Genomic DNA, 24,606 nt, shown 5'->3' on the forward strand with positions numbered 1-24,606 from the left:
AGAGGTGCGCTGGCCCGCACTGCGGCTCGCTCGCCCGGAAAAAAAGCTGCCACGTTTGACCGTGACAGCCTTTACAACTCTAATCTTAACTGACCAGCATTATGCCACTGGCAGCCTTTTTTGATCTCAGCGACCAAAGAGATCGCGGCGTTTAGGTTTCAGCGGCTGGGCTATCAGCACCAGCGCCGCGACCAGCAGATAACCGGCGAACACCACAATCATCCACTGCGGCATGCTGAGCGTCAGGAAAGTCCAGCTGCGTTCTGCACAGTCACCGCTGGCAAGAAACACCGACGGCAGCCACTTATCCAGCGGTAAGCCGCTGGGGAAGCGGGCAGCAAAATCACAGGTGGTGAAGGGGTTAGGGTGCAGCTGAATCATGGTATGTTCATAAGAGAGACGAAGACCTTCCCAGGCACTGTAGATCCACAACGCCAGCGCCGCCAGACGCAACGGCGATTTCGGCGCAATAGCACCAACCAGACCCGCGCCCAGCACACCAAACAGCGCATTGCGCTCATAAATACACATCACGCAGGGCTTCAGGCCCATTACGTGCTGAAAAAAGAGTGCTGTTAATTCCAGTGCAAGTGCAGTCAGTGCCAGTAGTAACCAGGCTCCGCGACCACGTGAGCATTGATTCAGATATCGCAACATATTGCATTCCCTGTAAACGTTAATGCCACGCAGTGTAAACCAAAAGCGTTTGCAAACCAGCCAGGGACAGGGAAAAATCGTGTGCAAACATGACCTGATTCTGATCCAGAGCAGGTTAAATGAGGATAAGCCAGACCTTATCGGCAGAACGCCGGTCAGTGAAGAGCGGGGAGAGCCGCAGTGGCGACAGATGCGATCGCATGCGGCAGGAGGCGAAACGGCAGGCGCGGGTTATATGCTGCCAGCGTTCAGCGCTTTCAGGGCGGCTGTACGCTGACACTCCGCGGTGCTGTGGCACGCGCCATTTCAGCGCAGAAAGTCGTTCAGCCCGCCCGTGATCCTGAAGCCGCTGATACTGCGGTCAGCCATGCTGAAATATGCGCCTGCACCCGGTTTTAATGGTTACGCAGGCTATATCCGCTATAGGGCGTCTGGTATGATGAGTGCCCATCATGATTAGAAAAGCAACGAGAACACATTGCTATGGTTATAAAGGCTCAGAGTCCAGCGGGATTTGCTGAAGAGTATATTATTGAAAGCATCTGGAACAGTCGCTTTCCGCCAGGGTCGATTCTTCCTGCTGAGCGTGAGCTTTCTGAATTGATTGGGGTGACGCGCACCACCTTGCGTGAAGTGCTGCAGCGCCTGGCGCGCGATGGCTGGCTGACTATTCAGCACGGTAAACCGACGCGGGTGAACGATTTCTGGGAGACGTCCGGCCTGAATATTCTGGAAACGCTGGCCCGTCTCGATCACGACAGCGTTCCGGTGCTGATCGACAACCTGCTGTCGGTACGCAGCAACATTTCATCGATCTTTATCAGCCGGGCGCTGCGCCATCATCCGGACAAAGCGCGCGAAGTGCTGGAAACGGTCAGCGCGGCTGCCGATCAGGCTGATGCCTATACCGAGCTTGACTACCGGGTGTTCCGTGGTCTGGCGTTTGCGTCAGGTAACCCGATTTACGGTCTGATCCTGAATGGCCTGAAAGGGCTCTATACCCGCGTTGGCCGCCACTACTTCTCTAATCCGGAAGCCCGTCAGGTCGCGCGCGATTTCTATCTCAAACTGCTGGAACTGTGCGACAAAGAGCCAGGACAGGATGAGATTGTGGACGTGGTGCGCAACTACGGCCGCCGCAGCGGTGAAATCTGGCACAGTATGCAGAAGAATCTGCCCGACGATCTCGGCAGTAAGCGTTAAAAAAAAACCGGACATCGCGTCCGGTTTTTTGTTTTAACCCATCAGAGTGATGAACCGCGTGGTGGATTACGATCCAGCAACTCTACGCTGCCATCCTCGTTCTGCTGTTCCAGAATCACATCAAATCCCCACAGACGATGCACATGCTTCAGCACCTCGCGACGGCTCTTATCCAGCGGCGTGCGGCTCTGCGGCACATAGCGCAGAGTCAGCGAACGGTCACCGCGCAGATCGACGTTATAGACCTGAATATTCGGTTCGAGATTACTCAGGTTGTACTGCGCAGAGAGCTGCTGGCGAATTGCCCGGTAGCCCGCCTCATCGTGGATCGCGGCGATTTCGAGATAGTTGTTGCGGTCATCATCCAGTACGGTAAACAGACGGAAATCACGCATGACTTTCGGCGACAGGAACTGGCTGATAAAACTCTCATCCTTGAACTCGCGCATCGCAAAATGCAGCGTTTCCAGCCAGTCGGAACCGGCGATATCCGGGAACCAGTAGCGATCCTCCTCGGTCGGCGACTGACAGATACGCTTGATATCCTGCATCATCGCGAACCCTAAAGCATAGGGGTTGATGCCGTTATACCACTGACTGTTATAGGGCGGCTGAAACACGACGTTGGTGTGGCTGTGCAGGAACTCCATCATAAAGCGTTCCGACACTTTGCCTTCATCATAGAGGTGATTGAGGATGGTGTAGTGCCAGAATGTCGCCCAGCCTTCATTCATTACCTGGGTCTGTTTCTGCGGATAGAAATACTGGCTTACCTTGCGCACAATGCGCAGGATCTCACGCTGCCATGACTCCAGCAGCGGGGCGTTTTTCTCCATAAAATAGAGCAGGTTTTCCTGCGGCTCAGAGGGGTAGCGCGCGGCTTCAAAGGTCACGGCCTCTTTCTCACGCCGTGGCAGCGTTCGCCACAGGGTGTTCACCTGACTTTGCAGATACTCCTCACGGCTTTTCTGCCGCGCCTTCTCCTCCTGCAGAGAGATCTTCTGCGGGCGCTTATAGCGATCGACGCCATAATTCATTAAGGCATGGCAGGAGTCGAGCAACCGCTCTACCTCTTCGACGCCATAGCGCTCTTCGCAGTCACTGATATAGTTTTTGGCAAATAACAGGTAATCGACAATCGACCCGGCATCCGTCCAGCTGCGGAACAGATAGTTATTTTTAAAGAAAGAGTTGTGGCCATAGCAGGCATGCGCCATCACCAGCGCCTGCATGGTCATGGTGTTCTCTTCCATCAGGTAGGCGATGCAGGGATTGGAGTTGATGACAATCTCATAGGCCAGACCCTGCTGACCATGCTTATAGCGCTGCTCGGTCTCGATAAACTTTTTGCCGAATGACCAGTGTGAATAGTTGATTGGCATGCCGACGCTGGAGTAGGCATCCATCATCTGTTCAGAGGTAATCACTTCGATTTGGTGCGGGTAGGTATCAAGCCGGTAGAGTTTAGCAACCCGGTCGATCTCGGCTAAGTAGACATCAAGCAGTTCGAATGTCCAGTCTGGTCCGTCATTGAGTCGTTTGCTGTCTCTGATGGCTTCGTCAAAGATTGTCGTCATAGCGCACCTCTTTTTTGCAAACCGGCTGACCCGAAAGACAACCCGTTCTGGTTATTTAAGGCTTCATCCTGAAAAAGGGAACCCGAAAAAAACTGAGCGAACACAACAATGATAGCCCACTGTCGCTTATCCGAAATGCGAACTCAAACGAATTCTTTGGCACAAAATCATTAAGAGTGGTGCGGCAGAGAATTTAACAGCCTTTAATACTAGCCTTATTATAAATTGCGGAATCTAATCCTGTTTATAAGCGGAATGTATGGGGTTGAATGAATCTCCTGCAACAGGCAGATTTAACTGCCTTCGTTGTCATTTATTTCTGTGTTTAAGGATTAAGACGCATAAAGCGCTGAAATTGGCCGTGCGACAAGATTTTAGTTACCTGAAAAGTAAAAAAGATGTGAAATGGATGGTGAAATTCTGTGGTGGTGTCTGCTGTGTAAATCCGCTGACTATCATCAGTTGAACAGTGAATTATGCTTTTACAGGTCGGGTGGGGGAGCTATGCACGTTGTAATTCTTGGAAGTGGTGTGGTCGGGGTGGCGAGTGCCTGGTATCTGGCGCGTGCCGGACATCAGGTGACGGTCATTGATCGTCAGCCCGCCGCAGCGATGGAGACCAGTGCAGGGAATGCCGGTCAGATCTCTCCGGGTTATGCCGCACCCTGGGCAGCGCCCGGCGTGCCATTGAAAGCGGTGAAGTGGATGTTTCAGCGCCACGCGCCGCTGGCTATCCGGCTGGATGGCAGTAGTTTTCAGCTGGAGTGGATGTGGCACATGCTGCGCAACTGCGACATCAATCACTATCAGCAGAACAAAAGCCGCATGGTGCGGATTGCTGAATATAGCCGTGACTGTCTGAAAGCGTTGCGCAGTGAAACCGGCATCGCCTATGAGGGCCGTCAGGGCGGGACGCTGCAACTGTTCCGTACCCAGCAGCAGTTCGACAGCGCCAGCAAAGATATTGCGGTGCTGCGCGACGCGGGCGTGCCCTATGAGCTGCTGCAGGCGCATGAACTGTCTCGCGTTGAACCGGCACTGGCGGCAACCCAGCATAAACTCACCGGCGGATTACGCCTGCCCAATGATGAAACCGGCGACTGTCAGCTCTTTACTCAGCGGCTGGCAAAAATGGCCGAAGAGGCGGGCGTGGTCTTCCGCTTTAATACTCCGGTCGACCACCTGCTGCGCGATGGCAATCGCATCTATGGCGTGAAGTGCGGTGATGAGATCATCAAGGCGGACAGCTATGTGGTGGCGTTCGGTTCCTACTCGACCGCGCTGTTAAAAAATGTCATCGATATTCCGGTCTATCCGCTGAAAGGCTATTCACTCACTATTCCGATTAAAAATCCTGATGCCGCACCGGTTTCAACTATCCTGGATGAGACCTACAAAGTGGCGGTGACGCGGTTTGACGATCGTATTCGTGTCGGCGGGATGGCGGAAATTGTTGGTTTTAACACCAAACTCACCGAAGCGCGGCGGGAAACGCTGGAGATGGTGGTCAGTGATCTCTATCCTGAAGGCGGTCATCTCGCGCAGGCGAGTTTCTGGACCGGTCTGCGTCCGATGACGCCAGACGGTACGCCGATTGTGGGTGCCACACCGATCTCTAATCTCTGGCTCAATACCGGTCACGGTACGCTGGGCTGGACGATGGCGTGTGGTTCTGGTCAGCTGCTGGCCGATCTCATCTCCGGTAAAAAGCCGGCCATTGCGGCGGATGACTTAGCGGTGTTCCGCTACTTACCCGGTTTCGCGGCGACCTCATCGCCGCTGCGTAACGCCAACGCAACTCGTTAAGTATTCAGGGAGAGAGAGGATGTCACGTCCGATTGTCGCTACCATCAACCAGCAGGCGTTACGTCATAACCTGACTGTTGTTCGCCAGGCGGCACCCGCCTCCCGCGTCTGGTCAGTGGTGAAAGCTAATGCTTATGGCCATGGCATTGATCGCGTGCGCGAGGCGTTATCTGCCACTGACGGCTTCGCGCTTCTTAATATGGAAGAGGCGATCCAGCTGCGCGAACAGGGCTGGAAAAAGCCGATTCTGCTGCTGGAAGGTTTCTTCCAGCCAGAGGATCTGCAGCTGATTGACCGTTATCGTCTCACCACCAGCGTACACAGTAACTGGCAAATCAACGCGCTGGCCAGTGCCAGACTTGCAGCACCGGTTGATATCTATCTCAAAATGAACAGCGGGATGAACCGGCTGGGTTTTCGCCCGGAACAGGTCAACGGTGCATGGCAAAAGCTGCGGGCGCTCAGTACGGTAGGTGAGATGACGCTGATGGCCCATTTTGCCGATGCGGAAAATCCGCAGGGTCTGATTGCGCCACTGCAGCGCGTAGAGCAGGCGGCTGAGGGACTGAACTGTCCGCGATCGCTCTCCAACTCCGCCTGCACCCTGTGGCATCCTGAAGCGCACTTTGACTGGGTCCGTCCCGGCATCATTCTGTATGGCGCGTCGCCCAGCGGTGACTGGCAGGACATTGCAGGCAGTGGCCTGAAGCCAGTGATGACCTTAAGCAGTGAGATTATTGCGGTCCAGCAGCTACAGGCGGGCGATGGAGTGGGTTACGGCTACCGCTATCACGCCAGTGCAGCGCAGCGAATTGGCGTGGTGGCCTGTGGCTACGCGGATGGCTATCCACGGCATGCCCCGACGGGTACGCCCGTCTGTGTCGATGGTGTAATGACTCAGGTGGTTGGTGCGGTTTCGATGGATATGATCACCGTCGACTTGACCCCCTGTCCCCAGGCCGGTATTGGCTCAGCCGTGGAGCTGTGGGGTGAGCAGGTGAAAATCGATATGGTGGCAAAAGCGGCCGGAACGGTAGGGTACGAGCTGATGTGTGCGCTGGCACCCCGCGTTCCGGTCACGGTTATTTAAGCGCGGTCAGGCTGCCGCGCATCTTTCTGCTGCAGCGCCAGGCGATAAAGGCCAGCGCTGCACCCAGCAGCATCATCAGACTCAGCGACAGCTTCTCCGCCACCGGCAGCGCCACAATGACCAGGCTGCCTGACGCGCCACCGGCCATCTGAATGAATCCCTGCAAGGCGGACGCCACACCCGCCTGTTGCTGATAGGGCTCCAGCGCATAGCTGGTGGCCGGTCCTACCGTAAAGGCCAGCCCGGCAACTGAAACGGCCACCGGGAACATGTAAAGCGCCCAGTGCGTCTGCATCTCCGCCGGGAAGATCTGCATCCCCGCAACCAGCAGCACCGCGCCCAGCAGCATAGTGAAAAACCCCATCGCCAGGCAGAAAGGGCGACCCGCTTTGCGAATCGCTTTATTCACGAACATGCTGACAAACATGATCCAGAAACCGTTGGCGCCAAAAGCAAAAGAGAACTGGATTGGCGTCAGCCCGCCTTCGGTCATTAATACCTGCGGTGCCAGCGACACGTAGGTCAGCACCATGCCCAGCGCACCGGCATTGGCGAACGCGAACGCCAGAAAGCGCGGCTGACGCAGGATCGCGGCATACTGTTTAATCGGTAATCCTTTCACCCGCAGGGTATCCGCCGGGCGCGTCTCTGGCAGCCAGATAATCACCAGCAGCGTAATCAGCACGCCGTAGGCGCAGAGAAACCAGAAGGGTGCGCGCCAGTCAAAGGCGCTGGCCAGCAAACCGCCCAGCAGCGGAGCCAGGGCCGGGACGATGTTTAATGCGCCATTCAGGAAGCCATATGCACGGGCGGCATCATCACCGCTCAGGCGGTCACGCACGCCGCTAAAGGCCACGACCGCGCTGCAGCAGACGCCACAGCCCTGCACCAGGCGGGCAAGGACGAACAGCGGGAATGAGGTGGCGGTGGCGGCGATGGCACTCCCCGTGATGTAAAGCGCCAGGCCCAGCAGGGCAATCGGCTTACGGCCATAGTTGTCCACCAGCGGGCCGGTCACCAGCTGTCCCAGTCCCATGACCAGCAGAAACAGGGGAATGGTGGTCTGCACCAGATTAACCGGCGTATCCAGCCCTTCTGCGATTTGTGGCAGCGTGGGCAAATAGAGATCGATGCCTAAGGGTGCCAGCAGCACCAGGCTTAATAACAGCAGAGTAAATTTTTGCATAACAACCAGAGGGTAAGCGTTCTGTTTAAAAACGATCGCAGAGGGTAATGATTCAGCGGCAAAAAAGATAGAGGAAGTCGTGCGGAAAGTGCGATGCCTGCTGTAAACAGGCATCGCAGAGGTCTGATTAGTAAGCGCCGTCGCGGCGTAACACCACGCCTGCGGTTTTGAACAGGATCGCGATATCGGTCCAGAGCGCCCAGTTTTTGACATACCAGGAGTCAAAATAGACGCGGGTGTCGTAGTCGATATCGTTACGTCCGCTGACCTGCCACAGACCGGTCATACCCGGCTTGGCCATCAGGTAGTAGTCGACATCACCGGCATAACGCTCCAGCTCAGCTTCAATCACCGGACGCGGACCAACCAGGCTCATCTCGCCACGAATCACGTTCCACAGCTGCGGCAACTCGTCGAGGCTGGTTTTACGCAGGAAACTACCAATCCGGGTCACGCGCGGGTCATTCTTCAGTTTGAAATCTTTGTCCCACTCAATTCGTGCCTCTTCGCTGGTCGCCAGTAATTTCTCCAGCACCTCTTTGGAATTGGTCACCATGGAACGGAATTTCAGACATTTGAATTTTTTGCCATTCTGGCCCACACGCTCGTGACCATAAATGGCATTGCCGCCATCACGTTTCACCATATAGCAGAGCAGGGCGAAGATTGGGCCGAGGAACAGCAGCAGCATCGACGCCACCACGATATCAAAGGCGCGCTTCATGAAACGGGAGGAGTGTTTCGCCAGGTTGTTGCTGACGCGCAGAATCATCACTTCATGGCTGAAGATAAAGGACATGTCGGTGCCGTAAAGCGGCACGCCGCGCAGCGTAGGGATCACTGAAACTGAACGGCAGTTCATCTTCGACAGGAATTTCAGCCAGCGATCGCGCATCGGCTGCTGCTCATACTCCATAGCCACAATAAACTGCACGTTGTCACGGTCAATGGTCTGCCAGTTGATATCTTTCCAGGTGATCACCGGCACGCCATTCACGCTCTGCTGAGCCGGGACATCATCGACCGAGATAAAGGCCTGTACGTTGTAGCCCAGAATCTCTTCACTCTGCAGCGCCGCGTAAGCTTCGGTGGCGTTTCTGCCGGAGCCAATAATGATGGTCTCTTTCTGCCACTGACCCGCCTTGTGAATGGCGCGTTTAACCAGAGCACGCATCAGCGGCAGCAGCAGCAGGGCATATGTCCAGCTGAAGACCCACACCATGCGGGAGAAATCCCATTTAGAGAAGGCGATCAACGCGAGGTCGAGCAGCGAGAAAACAAATAATGTTTTAATGATCTCTTTCAGCTCAAACCAGAAGGGTTTGCGATAGGTATAGTGACGCAGGCGTACCCAGAACCAGCCGGTACACATGACTGACATAATAAACTGTGCCACAAAACGATATTCAATTTGATGAGGTGGAATAAAGGTATCCAGCTCGCCCCAAATACCCTGTATCGTCGCGGCAGATAAAAACAGTGCGAGGTTAAGTGCAATCAGATCGGAAAAGCTCAGGGCGAATTTCACGATGATATTTTTACGCGTGCCGCTCCACGAGCGGCTCGGGCTATTCATTATCAATGTACTTGCCATAAAACCTGCTCTCTTTCTCAAGTAAAAGATGGCCTGACCAGAATCATGTACGCGCTCAGGGGTGGGCTTCTGAAAAATTAAAAAATAATTTTCAGTCTGTTGCAGTCAGTAAAGCCAGTGCAGCTGCAAAAAAGATAACGGCTAAAGCGTGATAGTACTCACGAAATGTTGCAGCATTGAGAATGAGTATGCAGGAGTTATTTGACAGAGTTAATACGGAAAAAATCTGAAAACATCAAAAGTGATTAAAGTTTTAAATGGCTAAGTTTTGGTTTTTACTGGATAAAATAAGGCGGGCGTTGGTTATAACCAAACTGTTTAAGACGCTTTTTAGGAATTACCGCCAAATCTTACGACTGGCGGTAGTGATAACGGACTCAGGCAGGTTTTTTTAAAATCCAGCGGTCCTGCTGTTTATCGTAATGACCAATCTGCAGATCCACCGGTTCTCCGTCAATCCATGCCGGAACGCTGGTATCGCGATCCCAGCCATCAAGTTGGGTAATTAAGCCGGGATTGGTGTGACAGGGGATGCTGACGGTGTCGAGGTTCTCACTGTCAAGATCGGCATCAACAATCTCATAACGACCAATTTTAACCACGTGTCCCATTCATTTCTCCCGTTTTTGCTGGCATAGACTTTTAAGCTTAGCGTATCGACAGAAAATAACGTGGCTGAATGATTAGGATTATTCCTTCTCTTCAGCCGGACGGACACCAATCTTCACAATACGGTTATCCTCTTTCTCCGCGACGGTCCACGTCAGCTGATTCCACTCAACCTGATCGCCAACCACCGGCGCGCCGCCCAGCATACTCAGCACCAGTTGTCCCAGCGACTGCTGATCGTTGGTGTTCTCATCCAGTTCCAGTCCGTAAATCTGCGCAATATCGCGCAGGCGAGCTTCAGCATCCAGAATAAAGTCACCAAAGAAACGCTGGTCGAGGGAAACCGGCGGCGACTGGCTGAACATTTTACCCAGCGCTGGCAGATCGCGCTCACGGCCAATCACGCAGATGACGTCGTTCTCCCTGAGCCGCGTCCCATCATTCGGATGCATCAGCACATTGTCACGGAACAGGGCGGCGATGCGGGTCTCACGAGGCATCTGCAGGTCACGCAGTGCGGCACCGATGCACCACTTGTCAGCGCTGAGCTGGTAGACAAACTGCTCCCACGGATTTTCGGGGTGAATATCCAGACCGATACGGCTGATAGGCGATGCGGTAGGCGGCACCACCACTTTGGCTTTTTTCGCTGCAAAGCCCAGCGAGGTGCCCTGCAACATCAGGGAGACCAGCACCACAAAGAAGGCGATATTAAAATAGAGCGACGCGTTTTCTAATCCGGCCATCATCGGGAAGACCGCAAGGATAATCGGTACCGCGCCGCGTAAACCGACCCAGCTGATAAAGACGCGTTCGCGGGTGGTAAAACTGCGAAACGGCAGCAGACCAATAAACACCGACAGTGGGCGCGCAACCAGAATCAGCCATAGCGAGAGGATCATCGCCGGAACCGCGATATGCCACAAATCAGACGGGGTTACCAGCAATCCCAGCACGATGAACATGCCAATCTGACTCAGCCACGCCATGCCGTCAAAGGTCTGCAGAATGCCGTGACGGTTGCGAATCGGCCTGTTGCCCAGTAAAAAGCCGCACAGATAGACCGCCAGGATGCCGCTGCCCTCTAATACCGTGGTCAGGGCGAACACCAGAATGCCGCCACTCAACGCCAGCAGCGGATAGAGCCCACCGGCCAGACTGATACGGTTAATCAGTTGCTGCAGCGCCCAGCCGCCGCCCAGGCCCAGCACGATACCCAGACCAAACTGCTGCACCAGATGCACCAGGAACATCCAGTCAAGGCCGCTGCGGCCCTGCTCGATCATCTCAATCAGCGTAATGGTCAGGAACACCGCCATCGGATCGTTACTGCCCGATTCAATCTCCAGCGTGGAGCTGACGCGCTCATTCAGACCTTTGTCACCCAGCAGGGAGAAGACGGCGGCGGCATCCGTGGAGCCGATAATCGCGCCAATCAGGAAGCCCTGCATCATATCCAGGTTAAACAACCAGGCAGCGACCACTCCGGTTAAGCCTGCGGTAATCATGACCCCGACGGTCGCCAGCGACAGCGCTGGCCCCAGGGCGACTTTAAATGAGCTGGCTTTGGTCCGCATGCCGCCATCCAGCAGGATAATCGCCAGCGCCAGGTTCGAGATTAAGTAAGCCGCCGGATAGTTATCAAAGGCGATGCCGCCGATACCATCAACCCCGGTCAGCATGCCGAGAGCGAGGAAGATCACCAGAATGGGGATACCCAGTCTGGATGAGAAAGAGCTGAGCAAAATGCTCGATGCGACCAGCACGGAACCGATGATAAACAGACTGTAGACAATAGTGTGGTTCAAACCCGATCTCCTGAGATATGACAGTGCGGTGCAGCGACTGGTGACAAATATCCATGCTATCTCTGAAAGATAATGTTTTATCAAGGAGTTGTCATTGTGAAAATGATCATTATACGAATTGCTTAACAGCGTATGGAATCAGATTAATGTGAAGAATGAGGGGGTTGGCAGGCAAGCGGCGGAAAACAGACTGTTTTAGCAGGTTATTCGGAAGATAAAAAAAGCCGGCGATGAGCCGGCTTAGTGCATCAGGCTTCCGTTGCCTGTTTATGGAACAGCGATCGGAACACCGGGTAGATATCTTCCGGCTCACGAATGTGTTCGATTGCAAAGTTATCGAACGTCGACTGCAGATGCTCATACTCGCGCCACAGCGTCTGATGCGCACGGCGGGTAATTTCGATATAACTGTAATAACGCACCACCGGCAGAATATGCTTCGCCAGAATCTCGTGACAGAGCGGTGAATCGTCGGCCCAGTTATCGCCATCCGACGCCTGTGCAGCATAGATGTTCCACTGCGCCGGGTCATAGCGCTCTTTCACCACCTCATCCATGAGTTTCAGCGCACTCGAAACGATGGTGCCACCGGTCTCCTGGGAGTAGAAGAACTCCTGTTCATCCACCTCTTTCGCCTGCGTGTGATGACGAATGTAAACCACGTCAACATTCTTGTAGGTGCGGCTCAGGAACAGGTAAAGCAGGATATAGAAGCGTTTCGCCATATCCTTGGTGGCCTGATCCATGGATCCGGATACATCCATCAGACAGAACATCACCGCCTGGCTGGAAGGCTCCGGCCGTTTCTCAAAGTTTTTGTAGCGCAGGTCGAAGGTGTCGATAAAAGGCACCCGTTCGATACGCGCCCGCAACTCGGCGATCTCTTTGCGCAGCCGCTCCTCCTCCAGAAGCTGAGCCGGTTCAGAGTTCTCAATCTCCAGCAGCGTTTCTTCCAGTTCGTGCAGCATCCGGCGTTTACCCGCCGTCATCGCCGTACGACGCGCCAGCGAGTTCTGCAACGAACGTACGACGCTGATATTGGCAGGCACACCGTTAGAGGTGAAACCGGCACGGTGGGTCTTATACTCATTCAACTGACGATGCTGGTTCCGGCGCAGGTTAGGCAGGGCGAGATCTTCAAACAGCAGGTCCAGATACTCATCTTTCGATATCTGAAAGACAAACTCATCCTGACCTTCACCATCCTGACTGGCATTGCCCTGGCCACTGCCGCCGCCACCGCCACCCTGCGGGCGCTCGACCCGGTCATTCTGCACAAAATGATCGTTGCCCGGATGGACCCGATGGCGGTTGCCGCCGCGTCCCTGATGGAAAATTGGCTCATTGATGTCGTCAATCGGGATAGAGACAGACTCACCGCTGCTTACATCGGTCACCGAGCGTTTATTGATGGCCTCGGAGATCGACTGCTTAATTTGCGACTTATAACGGCGCAAGAAGCGCTGGCGGTTTACCGCGCTCTTGTTTTTGCCGTTGAGTCGGCGATCGATGAAATAGGCCATGGTATTCCCCCAAACTACATTGTAAGCAGGCCGGGCGAACCCGACCTTGTCAGACCGGTATCACTTACCGGCAAGCTTACAGACTCTTATCAGGACGATTTACGCACACGCAAATACCATTCACACAGCAGGCGAACCTGTTTGCGGGTATAGCCTTTTTCCATCATGCGATCGACAAAATCATCATGCTTTTTCTGCTCATCGGTAGAGGTCTTGGTATTAAACGAAATCACCGGCAGCAGCTCTTCCGTGTTCGAGAACATTTTCTTCTCGATCACGGTGCGTAATTTCTCGTAACTGGTCCAGTTCGGGTTGCGACCGTTATTGTGTGCCCTGGCGCGCAGCACGAAATTGACGATCTCGTTACGGAAATCTTTCGGGTTACTGATGCCAGCGGGCTTCTCGATTTTCTCCAGTTCCGCGTTGAGCGATTCACGATCAAACAGCTGTCCGGTATCGGGATCGCGATACTCCTGATCCTGAATCCAGAAGTCGGCATAGGTCACATAGCGGTCAAAGATGTTCTGACCATACTCAGAGTAAGATTCCAGATAGGCGGTCTGAATCTCTTTGCCGATAAACTCAGCATATTTGGGGATCAGATAGCCTTTGAGGTGCTCAAGGTATTTCTCGGCCTGATCCTGTGGGAACTGTTCGCGCTCAATCTGCTGCTCCAGCACGTAGAACAGATGCACCGGGTTGGCCGCCACTTCGGCGTGGTCAAAGTTAAATACCCGCGACAGAATCTTAAAGGCAAAGCGGGTTGAAAGGCCGTTCATCCCCTCATCCACACCGGCGTAATCATGATACTCCTGCCATGACTTCGCCTTAGGGTCGGTATCTTTCAGGCTTTCACCATCGTAGACCCGCATTTTGGAATAGATGCTGGAGTTATCCGGATCCTTGAGACGTGACAGGATAGAGAAGCGTGCCAGCGTTTCCAGCGTACCCGGTGCGCAGGGCGAGGTCGCCAGCTCACTGTGATTAAGTAACTTGTCGTAGATTTTGATCTCTTCAGAGACCCGCAGGCAGTAGGGCACCTTGACGATATAGACACGGTCAAGGAACGCCTCATTATTCTTGTTATTGCGGAACGTCACCCACTCTGATTCGTTGGAGTGCGCCAGAATAATGCCGTTAAACGGCAGCGCCGAAATCCCCTCGGTGCCATTGTAGTTACCTTCCTGCGTCGCCGTCAGTAACGGGTGCAGCACCTTGATAGGCGCTTTGAACATCTCAACGAATTCCATGATGCCCTGGTTCGCACGGCAGAGTGCGCCGGAGTAACCGTAAGCATCAGGATCGTTTTGCGCGTGGTTTTCCAGTTTACGGATATCCACTTTACCGACCAGCGCAGAGATATCCTGGTTATTCTCATCACCCGGTTCAGTTTTGGCAATCGCCAGCTGTTCCAGGATTGACGGCCAGACTTTCACCACTTTGAAACGCGAGATATCGCCGCCGAAGTCGTGAAGTCGCTTAGCGGCCCACGGCGACATAATCGTGCCGAGATAACGGCGCGGCACGCCATACTCTTTTTCGAGAATATGCGCATCTTCCTGCGGATTAAACAGGCAGAGAGGGTGGTCATTAACCGGGCTGCGTTCCCCGTCGGCGCTCAGTACATAGATGGGTACCCGCTGCATCAGCGACTTAAGCCGTTCCGCCAGTGAGGATTTACCGCCACCTACCGGTCCCAGTAAATAGAGGATCTGTTTCTTCTCTTCCAGTCCCTGAGCGGCATGTTTCAGGTAGGAGACGATCTGTTCAATCGCTTCCTCCATGCCGTAAAACTCCTCGAACGCCGGATAGCGTCCCATCACACGGTTGGAGAATATTCTGGAAAGGCGTGGCTCCTGAGCAGTATCGACCATTACCGGCTCTCCGATAGCCATTAACAGTCGCTCTGCAGCGTTGGCGTATGCACTGCGATCCTGCTTACAGATAGCAAGAAATTCCTGCAGTGTGAACTCTTCGTCCTTGGCAGCTTCATAACGCTGACGATAGTGATCGAATATATTCATAGCGATGCCCGTCCTTTCGTTTTTAGCACAGGTAAGGAGCGTAATTAGAGGCTTATAGCAGCTCCCGGAAGATATTCTCTGTTGAGTACAGCAACCCTTATGCCAACCTGATCTTTCTTATCGGGATACACAACTTTTGTGGTTACTCTGCTCGTACAAAATGTCTGCTGTTACTTCTAACTGTAGATGGCTTCTAGGAAATTTCCTCCACGGGTTTGGGTTAATGAGGGGAAGATCAACTGTACAGCGGGTCTGTTGTGAGATGCGTTCTTATGGGTGATGCTTTAACTTAACGTGTTTTTAACCTTTAATGCCACTTTCATCGATCAGTCACTTAAAGGATTTCGATATAAGTTAATCCAGCCGTGAAAAAACGTTAGACTTCCTGTTTGATTGTTATATTTATGGAATGAATAAATTGTGAACCAATTCAAATTTAAGACGCTTGTTGCACTTCTGCCCTGTTATTTACTGGCCACGCACGCGAATGCCGCACCGCTTTCCATTGGCGCATCGGTCATCTATGCCGAATCACCTTATCGCGGCGGCCAGGACCGGTATATCCCGCTTCCGGTTATCAATTATGAGGGTGAAGACTTCTGGTTCCGCAGCCTGCAGGGCGGCTACTACCTGTGGAAAGATCCTCAGAACCAGCTGTCACTGACGCTGCTGGGTTCACCGCAGGAGTACAAACCCAGCGACAACGACCTGGGCGACATGAAAGGGCTGGATAAACGCCGCATGACGCTGATGGGTGGCGCAACCTATCGTCACACTGCTGACTGGGGGATTGTCCGTACCTCATTGCTGGGAGATGTGCTCAATAACAGCAATGGGATGATCTGGGACCTGACATACCTCTATCGCTTCCAGATGGGTGACTTCAGCCTGACGCCGGGCATCGGGGCCACGTGGAACAGCGCCAATCAAAACCGTTATTACTATGGGGTATCCGGGCATGAAAGCGCCCGTACCGGCATCAGCCGTTACAATCCGGATGATAGCTGGTCACCTTATGTGGAACTGAGCGCCAGCTATCAGATTGCGCCACAGTGGAATGCCAGCGTCATGGGACGTTACGTCCGCTTCGACAGCGAAATCAAAGACAGCCCGATGATTGATAAAAGCGGGCAGGCGTTAATCTGGACGGGTGTCAGCTATACCTTCTGATAACGCACCAAAAGAGGGCATTTATTGCCCTCTGTTCTTTTACAGGGCCTCAGAATGGGGCGGGAGAGCAGAATGCGTAACACGATTAACTTTGCCGGTTTTAGCGAGCTGCCGGTGATCGGTCAGGGCACCTGGTATATGGGTGAAAACCCGGCGCAGCGTGCTGATGAAGTCGCTGCATTGCAGGCGGGTCTTGAGTGCGGCTTGAAGCTTATCGATACCGCCGAAATGTATGCAGATGGCGGAGCCGAAGAGGTGGTCGGGCAGGCACTGCTGGGCCGTCGCGACCGGGCGCTGCTGGTCTCCAAAGTTTATCCGTGGAATGCGGGCGAAGTGGATGCCATTGCAGCCTGTGAGCGCAGCCTGCGCCGTCTGCAAACCGATTATCTCGATCTCTACCTGTTGCACTGGCGCGGCAATATTCCGCTGGAAGAGACGCTGCGCGCCATGGAACGCCTGCAGCAGCAGGGCAAAATTCGTCACTGGGGCGTATCGAATTTTGACACCGATGATATGGCCGAACTGTGGGATGAAGAGAAGGGCGAGGCCTGCGCGACCAATCAGGTGCTCTATCATCTGGCTTCACGCGGCATTGAATTTGATCTGCTGCCGGCATGTCAGCAGCGTGGCGTACCGGTCATGGCCTACTGTCCGCTGGCCCAGGCCGGACGGCTACGTGACTCACTCTTCACCGATCCGCAGCTGTCTCAGATTGCACAGCAGAAGGGCATCAGCGTGGCGCAATTACTGCTGACCTGGGTGATTCGTCAGCCAGGGGTGATTGCCATTCCTAAAGCCAGTTCCGTGGCCCACGTTCAGGAAAATGCGGCGGCGCTGGAGGTGGAACTGACCGATGAGGATTTGCAGCTCATCGATCACGCCTGGCCAGCGCCACAGCATAAATTGCCGCTGGATATTGTTTAGCCGTTAACGTTGTCGCTGGCTGCGGCTTTCTTTTTGAGGCGGAACGTCGTGGCCAGTCGTGCCGGTTTCTCTCCCGCGCTGCGTAACGGTTTGCTGATACGCGCCGTCTCCACACAGACCATGGTCTTATAGCCCTCATTCGCCATATCCGTCATGCTGCAGGAGAGTTCCACACCCGGATTCCACGTGACAACGTCACTATGATGATGGTGGTACACCTCGATCTGCCGCTCACCCGCGGTATCATTAATCACTGAGCAATCTTCTGCTGCGGTAAAGATACGGTCGATGCGTCCAGGATAACGCTGTTTGCCGTCGCTGCTGGCCACCTCGCCGTTGTTGACTTTGTCGATATAGCTATTGCCCAGACCCGAGACTTCCACACCGTTGATGTCGCTGACGGTAAAGTAGCTGTGCAGAGCCGCCGTCGCTTCAAAGTCACCATAGGCTTCCAGCTCAATCTCACAATGCTGGCCCAGCCGGAAGCGGGCAATCAGGGTGAATTCATGCGGCCAGAGCTTCAGCGTCTGAGGGGTGCTCTCCAGCACCAGCGTCAGCATGACGCCCTCTTCATTTTCATCATGCGCCGTGAGCTTCCACGGCTGAACCCGCGCAAAGCCGTGTGCCGGTTCGCCCGCCGGGCCGAACCACGGCCAGCAGATCGGAACGCCGCCACGAATCGCCTTACCCGGTGCAAAGAGACTCTTATCACTCAGCCAGAGTACCGGCTTTTCGCCGCTGGGTTGCCAGGCGATGAGGTGCGCGCCCTGAAGCGTAATGGCTGCCCGCACTTTAGGGTGACTCACAACAATGGCGGGGAGTTCACCTATCTGGCGCTGGGTGAGGTAAGGGGAGATCTGCGTGACCACCGGCAGAGAAAACAGTTTATCTTGCATGTTCGATTCCTTCCTGAGCGGATCAAAAAAAGGGCGACCGAAGTCGCCCTTATTCTCAATGATGTCTGGCTGCCTTATTTAGCAGAAACCAGTGCAATCAGGTCGAGAACTTTGTTTGAGTAGCCAGTTTCGTTGTCGTACCAGGAAACCAGTTTCACAAAGTTGTCGTTCAGCGCGATACCGGCTTTAGCGTCAAACACTGAAGTCAGGATTTCGCCGTTGAAGTCGGTAGAAACCACGTCATCTTCAACGTAGCCCAGAACGTCTTTCATCTCACCTTCTGCAGCCGCTTTAATTGCAGCACAGATTTCTTTGTAAGAAGCCGCTTTTTCCAGACGCACGGTCAGGTCAACAACGGAAACGTTAGGGGTTGGTACGCGGAATGCCATACCGGTCAGTTTGCCGTTCAGCTCTGGCAGAACTTTACCAACGGCTTTAGCTGCGCCAGTTGATGAAGGAATGATGTTCTGCGATGCGCCGCGGCCGCCGCGCCAGTCTTTATGAGACGGGCCATCAACGGTTTTCTGAGTAGCAGTGGTGGCGTGAACGGTCGTCATCAGACCTTCAACGATGCCAAACTTGTCGTTGATCACTTTTGCCAGCGGTGCCAGGCAGTTAGTGGTACAGGATGCGTTAGACACGATATCCTGGCCATCATATTTGTCGAAGTTTGCACCACGAACAAACATTGGGGTGTCATCTTTAGATGGACCGGTCAGAACGACTTTCTTAGCACCTGCGGTGATGTGTTTACGCGCGGTTTCGTCGGTCAGGAAGATACCGGTTGCTTCAGCAACAACGTCAACGCCCACTTCATCCCACTTCAGGTTGGCCGGATCACGTTCAGCGGTAACACGGATTTTTTTACCGTTAACCACCAGTGCGCCATCCTGAACTTCTACGGTGCCGTCGAAACGACCGTGAGTAGAGTCATACTTCAGCATGTACGCCATGTAATCCGCGTCCAGCAGGTCGTTGATAGCAACGATTTCGATGTCAGAACGCTTTTGAGCAGCACGGAAAACGATGCGACCGATACGGCCGAAACCGTTGATACCTACTTTGATAGTCATATATTCCACCAGCTATTGGTTAGTGAATAAAAGGTTGCCTGTAAAATTACAAAAACCTTACCAGGCGTCAAGCGGAATCGTGTCAATTGTTGCGACAAATCAATTCGCCTGAAAGGAATTATTCGATGCGCAACCGCTTGCGCGCCGCCAATGATATCGCGCTTCGTTGAATCAATCGCCGAATATATAGGGATGCTCCGGATAAAAGGTGATCGATGTCACAAATCCGCTTAGCAGAGAGCAGGCTGAAAGGGTGAGCACAAAAAAAGACCCGGGTTATGTTGATCATTTGTTAGAATAATAGTCGAATTTTTCAGAATGGCACTGCCCGGAATCCTAAAATGGCTAAAGACACCGCACCCGAAGCAAAAATTGCACAGTTGACTGAAATGCAACGCTACGTCACTCAGCAACGCGGAACGGAACCGCCTTACAGCGGCGCACTGCTGCACAACAAGCAGGAAGGGATCTACCACTGTCTGATCTGTGAGGCGCCACTTTTTCTCTCTGAGACGAAGTATGACTCTGGCTGTGGCTGGCCCAGTTTCTACCAGCCGGTCAGTGATGATGCGATTCGCTATATTGAAGATGATTCACACGGCATGCAGCGTATTGAGATCCGCTGTGGCAGTTGCGATGCGCACCTGGGACATGTCTTCCCTGACGGCCCGCAGCCGACCGGCGAACGCTATTGTGTTAACTCCGCCTCGCTGAATTTCACCGACGAGCAGGGCGAACAGACCAAAGGGTAATGGCGATGAAGGAACAGCTTGAAGCAATGCTTGCATCGATGACGCCTGAAGTCTATCAGCGTCTTGCCACGGCGGTTGAGATTGGTAAATGGCCGGATGGCGTGGCACTGACCCAGGAGCAGCGCGACAATTGCCTGCAGCTGGTCATGATGTGGCAGGCGCGGCACAACGACGCGCCCCAGCACATGACCATCGGCAAAGGTGGCGAAATGGTGATGAAGTCGAAAAAAGAGCTCAAAGAAGAGTTTGGAATTGACCCTGACGTGACCCGCATCCATCTGCATTAAAAAAAAGCTGGCGTCATGCCAGCTCCATTTTAAATCAGAATCGCGCCCTGAGCGGTCATCTGGGCAAAGGCAATTTCGCTGTCCTCGGGATTCAGATTGACGCCCCGGCAGCCCTCTTTAACCACCTCAACGTGATAACCCAGCTCCAGCGCATCCAGCACGCTATATTTGACGCAGTAATCCGTCGCCAGCCCCAGCATCACCAGATGGGTGATCCCACGCTCACGCAGCCAGCTGTCCAGCTCGGTCTTACGGCGATGGCCATTGTCAAAAAAGGCGCTATAGCTGTCGACATCCTGATCCTGGCCCTTATGGAACGTCGCATCGAACAGTGAGCGATCGAGACCCGGATGAAAATCAGCGCCAGTCGAGCCCTGAATGCCGTGATCGGGCCACCAGATCTGGGCCAGACCATTTAACTCGCCCAGCGTGTAGACCGGCTCGCCGGAAACCGAGGCAAAGCTGCCGTGATTGGCCGGATGCCAGTCCTGCAGTGCCAGTACGCATTCACCGTTTTCACGGAACAGTCGCGCATAACGATTTGCCACCTCGACCGTATGGTCGCCCTCATGGACTGCCATCGGGCCGCCGGGGCAAAAATCGTTCTGAATATCAATAATGATGAGTGCCCGCTTCATTACATATCGCTCCGTTTCAGTCTTCAGTCAGTTCGCCGCGCAAATTCTGCTGCATTCTGGCTCGGATTTGATCGGCCGAAAGATCCTGGCTGAGTAAAAAGTGTAGCTTTGTCAGCGCCGCTTCCACGGTGAGGTCAAATCCGCTGATGACACCAGCATGTTCCAGCGCATTGCCGGTAGCGTATCCGCCCATATTCACTTTGCCGGAAATACACTGGGTGAGGTTTACCACCACGATGCCACGCTCGCTGGCCTGCTGCAATTCTGCCAGAAATTCCTTGTTCTGCGGTGCATTACCCACACCATAGGAGCGCAGGATCAATGCTTTGACTGGCTGACGCAGAAAGTTACGTACAACGTCGGCTGAAATGCCGGGATAGATGGTGACCACGCCAATGGGCTGAGGCGTAATGGTGTGAACCTTCAGTTCGCCCTGACCGGCTGGGGCTGGCGGTGTATTGAGGCGACGAATATGAATGCCCGCTTCCAGCAGCGCAGAGAGGTTGGGCGAAGCAAAGGCGTTGAAGCCGTCTGCATGTGCCTTGGTGGTCCGGTTACCGCGATAGAGCGTGTTATTGAAAAACAGCGACACTTCGCTGATCGGATAGTTGGCCGCCACATAGAGCGAATTTAAGAGATTCTGCTGACCATCTGAACGTAATTCCGCTAACGGAATCTGCGAGCCCGTGACGATAACCGGCTTGGCCAGATTTTCCAGCATAAAGGAGAGTGCTGAGGCGGTAAATGCCATGGTGTCGGTGCCATGCAGGATCACAAAACCATCATAGCGATCATAGTTCTGACGGATATCTTCTGCGATAGAGTGCCAGTCCTGCGGGGTCATGTCGGAAGAGTCGATCAGCGGCTGATACTCATGAATGGTGAAATCAGGCATCTCAGGGCGGTGGAACTCCGGCATGTTAGCCAGCTGTTGCTGCAGGTGTCCGGAGACGGGAATATAACCCTGCGCCGAACGCTGCATACCGATCGTCCCGCCAGTGTAGGCTACGTAGATGTTTTTCTTTTGCATTAGAGAACTCAGACTCGCCATAAAACGCGCAGTATAAGGGGAATAGCGGGGAAAAGCAGCCCGACCAGCGGCCGGGCTGCGAGGTTTATCGCACTTCGCCGCAGTTCAGGCAGAATGCATAACGGTTCTGAGGATCGTTCTGCTTGTCGAACAGACCAGGCTGGGCTTTCATAGCACTCATCACATCCAGCATCGGTGCTGGTAGCCAGGCTTTCAGCGTATCAGGCAGGACAGCCTGCACCGACGCGTTCATCTGGCTCAGCATCATATCCAGGAAGCTTGGGTCATCCTGATACCAGCTCAGCTGCGGATTACTGACTTTCGCCAGCTCGCCCGCCTTCTTCACGGCATCATCGAAGTCACCCAATGCATCAACCAGACCATTGGCTTTCGCATCGCTGCCGGTCCAGACGTGGCCCTGTGCAATGGCATCAATCTGCTCTGGCGTTTTATGACGTGACTTCGCCACCAGACCGACAAAGTTGCGGTAGCCATTTTCGATGGTCAGCTGCATCAGCTGCTGAACTTCTGTTGGCAGCGCTTTGGTGGTTGAGATATCCGCCAGCGGTGAGGTCGCAACACCGTCGGTGTGCACGCCAATACTGTCCAGGCTGTTCTCCAGCGTATTGATCACGCCGAAGATGCCAATCGAGCCAGTCAGCGTGCTGGGGTTCGCCACAATGTAGCTGGCAGGCGTTGAGATCCAGTAACCGCCGGACGCCGCCATGCCTCCCATCGAGACCACAATCGGCTTACCGGCCGCCTGCGCTGCCGCCAGCTCTTCACGAATCGCTTCCGAGGCGGTGACGCTGCCACCCGGGCTGTTCACCCGCAGAATAATCGCTTTGATTTTCGGATCGAGACGCGCATCGCGGATCTGCGCCGCCGTCGTGTCGCCACCGACGTTGCCCGGCGTCTCTTCACCATCCATGATGGCACCGCTGGCCATGACTACCGCGATGTTGCCATCCTGCTGCGTGGAGGTGGTTTTCACGCTGTAGTCATAGATGCTGACGCTACGGTAATCGTTGCTCTGCTTATCCAGACCAAAGGTTTTTACCAGCTCCTGATCGGCTGCCGCACGTGAACCCAGGGCATCGACCAGCTTGTTATCCAGCGCATATTGCGCGGTATCGCCTTTCACGGCGTTTAATCCGGCAATAATCGCAGCAGCACCGGGGAAGAGTTGCTCCGGCGTAATCTGGCGGTTCGCTGCCACGGTGTTCAGGTAGTTCTGCCACAGCTGACCGACCCAGCGGCTGTCTGCATCCCGTGCGGCAGGGGACATGTCGTCACGCAGGAACGGCTCAACCGCTGATTTGTAGGTCCCGACACGGAAGACGTGTGAGGTGACTTTCAGCTTCTCCAGCAAGGTTTTGTAATAGAGTCCGTTAGTAGCGAAACCATGCAGATCTACGGTGCCCTGTGGTGACAGATAGATTTTGTTGGCGTAGCTGGCAAGGTAATACTGCGCCTGGCTGTAGCTGTCGCCGAGTGCATAAATCGGCTTGCCGCTGTCGCGGAATTCGCGTAGCGCTTTACCCACATATTGCAGTGAAGGCTGATCGCCACCGGCAAATTCGCGTAAATCGAGCACCATGCCTTTAATGTTGCTGTCATCTTTTGCCTGACGAATAGCGTCGACCACATCAAACAGCGAATTTTCCTGTAAGCGGTCACTGCTGGCACCCAGCAACTGGCGGCCAATTTTGCTCAGACGATTGCTTACCGACGGTTTATCCACCAGCACGCCGCTGAGATCCACTTTCAGTGCGCCTTGCTGAATCGGCGCTGAACTGCCGCCCGACCCGCTGACCTGCAGCCAGATCCCTACACCCACCACAATCAACAAAATCAGGAAAATATTCAGAATAAATTCCCTGATAAAATTCAGTACCCGCCAGCTCCAGCGGAACAGACCTGCAATTATTCGCCACAATGTGCGCATCAGACTCTCCATAAATATGTAGCAGGAAGTGGCCGCCGCGCGGACCAGACTTCCCCGACGAGCTCATCCTAAAGAGCGGCGTGTTAAAAGTCAGCAGGAAATCACTGCGCACTGTTACAAAAAATCTGCCTGTGCCAGGATAACTGCAACATTACAGAGATCGGGAGAGAAACATGGACGCACTGGAATTACTGGTCAACCGACGTTCGGCCTCACGCCTGACTGAGCCGGCACCTGCGGGTGACGCACTGGAAAATATCCTGCGGGCTGGCATGCGCGCCCCGGATCACGGCACGCTGCAACCCTGGCGCTTTATCATTGTGGAAAATGAGGGGCGCGACCGTCTGAGCCAGCTGCTGGAGCAGGCAGCACGCGATAAACAGCTGGATGAAAAGGCGATTAACAAAGCGAGCCAGTCACCGTTTCGCGCACCGATGATCATTACGGTGGTGGCACATTGTGAAGAGCACCACAAAGTGCCGCGCTGGGAGCAGATCGCCTCGGCAAGCTGTGCAGTGATGGCCATGCAGATGGCGGCCGTCGCTCAGGGTTACAACGGTATCTGGCGCAGTGGTCCCTGGACCGATGACGAGCAGGTACGCCAGGGGTTTGGCTGCCGCGAACAGGATGCCATCGTCGGCTTTCTCTATCTGGGCACCCCGCAACTGAAATCCAGCACCACGGTGCTCCCACCTGACACGGCGCCTTTCGTCCGTTACTTCTGACTACAATGCTTGTCCGGTTCCGGCAGGGTGCATTTCAGCCCTGCTTTTTGCACGGTTCCTGTGCGAACGATCGCTAACGCCGCGCA

21 protein-coding genes are annotated in these 24,606 nt (G+C 54.2%); 8 read left to right on the plus strand and 13 right to left on the minus strand.

Features of this window, described 5'->3' with window-relative positions:
* Positions 1-126 precede the first annotated feature (126 nt).
* Positions 127-657, minus strand: a complete 531-nt coding sequence (dsbB, locus tag HFD95_RS00005) for a disulfide bond formation protein DsbB (protein WP_010260580.1) — start codon at positions 655-657, stop codon at positions 127-129.
* Positions 658-1,140: 483 nt separating this feature from the next.
* On the opposite strand from dsbB, the gene fadR reads away from it, so the two are divergent.
* On the plus strand, positions 1,141-1,860 hold the full coding sequence (fadR, locus tag HFD95_RS00010; protein WP_010670276.1) for a fatty acid metabolism transcriptional regulator FadR: 720 nt from the start codon (positions 1,141-1,143) through the stop codon (positions 1,858-1,860).
* A 41-nt stretch (positions 1,861-1,901) separates the two neighbouring features.
* Here the strand turns inward: fadR and HFD95_RS00015 are convergent, their stop codons facing one another.
* The gene (locus HFD95_RS00015) at positions 1,902-3,437 is read right to left on the minus strand and encodes a SpoVR family protein (RefSeq protein WP_022625556.1); all 1,536 of its coding nucleotides are present in this window, start codon (positions 3,435-3,437) and stop codon (positions 1,902-1,904) included.
* Positions 3,438-3,941: 504 nt separating this feature from the next.
* On the opposite strand from HFD95_RS00015, the gene HFD95_RS00020 reads away from it, so the two are divergent.
* Both HFD95_RS00020 and dadX read left to right on the plus strand, forming a co-directional pair.
* The gene (locus tag HFD95_RS00020) at positions 3,942-5,243 is read left to right on the plus strand and encodes a D-amino acid dehydrogenase (RefSeq protein WP_010260588.1); all 1,302 of its coding nucleotides are present in this window, start codon (positions 3,942-3,944) and stop codon (positions 5,241-5,243) included.
* Between the two features lie 19 nt (positions 5,244-5,262).
* Entirely contained in the window at positions 5,263-6,333 is a 1,071-nt protein-coding gene (dadX, locus tag HFD95_RS00025; RefSeq protein WP_167429683.1) for a catabolic alanine racemase DadX, read from the plus strand.
* Here the strand turns inward: dadX and HFD95_RS00030 are convergent.
* The 6 genes from HFD95_RS00030 to yeaG form a co-directional block, all read right to left on the minus strand.
* Positions 6,326-7,519, minus strand: a complete 1,194-nt coding sequence (locus HFD95_RS00030) for a multidrug effflux MFS transporter (protein WP_010260592.1) — start codon at positions 7,517-7,519, stop codon at positions 6,326-6,328. The genes dadX and HFD95_RS00030 overlap by 8 nt on opposite strands.
* Before the next feature lie 127 nt (positions 7,520-7,646).
* A complete protein-coding gene (gene wbaP / locus HFD95_RS00035) occupies positions 7,647-9,113 on the minus strand; it encodes an undecaprenyl-phosphate galactose phosphotransferase WbaP (protein ID WP_029519111.1) in 1,467 nt (488 codons plus the stop codon).
* Between the two features lie 377 nt (positions 9,114-9,490).
* Positions 9,491-9,724, minus strand: a complete 234-nt coding sequence (locus tag HFD95_RS00040) for a DUF1480 family protein (protein ID WP_010260598.1) — start codon at positions 9,722-9,724, stop codon at positions 9,491-9,493.
* A 78-nt stretch (positions 9,725-9,802) separates the two neighbouring features.
* Complete coding sequence (locus tag HFD95_RS00045; RefSeq protein ID WP_010670274.1) at positions 9,803-11,530, minus strand: potassium/proton antiporter; 1,728 nt, start codon at positions 11,528-11,530, stop codon at positions 9,803-9,805.
* Between the two features lie 248 nt (positions 11,531-11,778).
* Complete coding sequence (locus tag HFD95_RS00050; RefSeq protein WP_010260603.1) at positions 11,779-13,053, minus strand: YeaH/YhbH family protein; 1,275 nt, start codon at positions 13,051-13,053, stop codon at positions 11,779-11,781.
* An 89-nt stretch (positions 13,054-13,142) separates the two neighbouring features.
* Positions 13,143-15,077 (minus strand): protein kinase YeaG, encoded by a 1,935-nt coding sequence (gene yeaG, locus HFD95_RS00055; RefSeq protein WP_010260606.1) that lies wholly within the window; start codon positions 15,075-15,077, stop codon positions 13,143-13,145.
* Between the two features lie 420 nt (positions 15,078-15,497).
* Here yeaG and HFD95_RS00060 point away from each other — a divergent pair, with 420 nt between their 5' ends.
* Together HFD95_RS00060 and HFD95_RS00065 are read left to right on the plus strand one after the other, a co-directional pair.
* Positions 15,498-16,247 carry a MipA/OmpV family protein gene (locus HFD95_RS00060; RefSeq protein ID WP_033757868.1) on the plus strand — a complete coding sequence of 250 codons (750 nt, stop codon included), beginning with the start codon at positions 15,498-15,500 and terminating at the stop codon, positions 16,245-16,247.
* A gap of 72 nt (positions 16,248-16,319) precedes the next feature.
* Complete coding sequence (locus HFD95_RS00065) at positions 16,320-17,171, plus strand: aldo/keto reductase (RefSeq protein ID WP_167429684.1); 852 nt, start codon at positions 16,320-16,322, stop codon at positions 17,169-17,171.
* On the opposite strand, the gene HFD95_RS00070 is transcribed toward HFD95_RS00065, so the two are convergent.
* Entirely contained in the window at positions 17,168-18,067 is a 900-nt protein-coding gene (locus HFD95_RS00070) for a D-hexose-6-phosphate mutarotase (protein WP_033769178.1), read from the minus strand. The two genes, HFD95_RS00065 and HFD95_RS00070, sit on opposite strands and share 4 nt — an antisense overlap.
* 74 nt (positions 18,068-18,141) lie before the next feature.
* The gene (gene gapA / locus HFD95_RS00075; protein ID WP_003852747.1) at positions 18,142-19,140 is read right to left on the minus strand and encodes a glyceraldehyde-3-phosphate dehydrogenase; all 999 of its coding nucleotides are present in this window, start codon (positions 19,138-19,140) and stop codon (positions 18,142-18,144) included.
* Between the two features lie 341 nt (positions 19,141-19,481).
* Between gapA and msrB the strand changes: the two genes are divergently transcribed.
* Complete coding sequence (gene msrB / locus HFD95_RS00080; RefSeq protein WP_010670269.1) at positions 19,482-19,892, plus strand: peptide-methionine (R)-S-oxide reductase MsrB; 411 nt, start codon at positions 19,482-19,484, stop codon at positions 19,890-19,892.
* A 5-nt stretch (positions 19,893-19,897) separates the two neighbouring features.
* Positions 19,898-20,179 carry a YeaC family protein gene (locus HFD95_RS00085; protein WP_003852750.1) on the plus strand — a complete coding sequence of 94 codons (282 nt, stop codon included), beginning with the start codon at positions 19,898-19,900 and terminating at the stop codon, positions 20,177-20,179.
* Between the two features lie 29 nt (positions 20,180-20,208).
* Here HFD95_RS00085 and pncA read toward each other — a convergent pair whose 3' ends face one another.
* The 3 genes from pncA to sppA form a co-directional block, all read right to left on the minus strand.
* Positions 20,209-20,817 (minus strand): bifunctional nicotinamidase/pyrazinamidase, encoded by a 609-nt coding sequence (gene pncA / locus HFD95_RS00090; RefSeq protein WP_010670268.1) that lies wholly within the window; start codon positions 20,815-20,817, stop codon positions 20,209-20,211.
* Positions 20,818-20,833: 16 nt separating this feature from the next.
* Positions 20,834-21,847, minus strand: coding sequence for an asparaginase (gene ansA / locus HFD95_RS00095; protein WP_033787679.1), 1,014 nt, complete (start codon positions 21,845-21,847; stop codon positions 20,834-20,836).
* Positions 21,848-21,932: 85 nt separating this feature from the next.
* The gene (sppA, locus tag HFD95_RS00100) at positions 21,933-23,795 is read right to left on the minus strand and encodes a signal peptide peptidase SppA (protein ID WP_167429685.1); all 1,863 of its coding nucleotides are present in this window, start codon (positions 23,793-23,795) and stop codon (positions 21,933-21,935) included.
* Between the two features lie 173 nt (positions 23,796-23,968).
* On the opposite strand from sppA, the gene HFD95_RS00105 reads away from it, so the two are divergent.
* Positions 23,969-24,520 (plus strand): NAD(P)H nitroreductase, encoded by a 552-nt coding sequence (locus HFD95_RS00105; RefSeq protein WP_031592757.1) that lies wholly within the window; start codon positions 23,969-23,971, stop codon positions 24,518-24,520.
* Positions 24,521-24,606: the final 86 nt, after the last annotated feature.

Origin of the sequence: Pantoea sp. EKM10T (genome assembly GCF_011800685.1) — a bacterium.
In the GTDB taxonomy this organism is placed as follows: Bacteria; Pseudomonadota; Gammaproteobacteria; order Enterobacterales; family Enterobacteriaceae; genus Pantoea; species Pantoea agglomerans.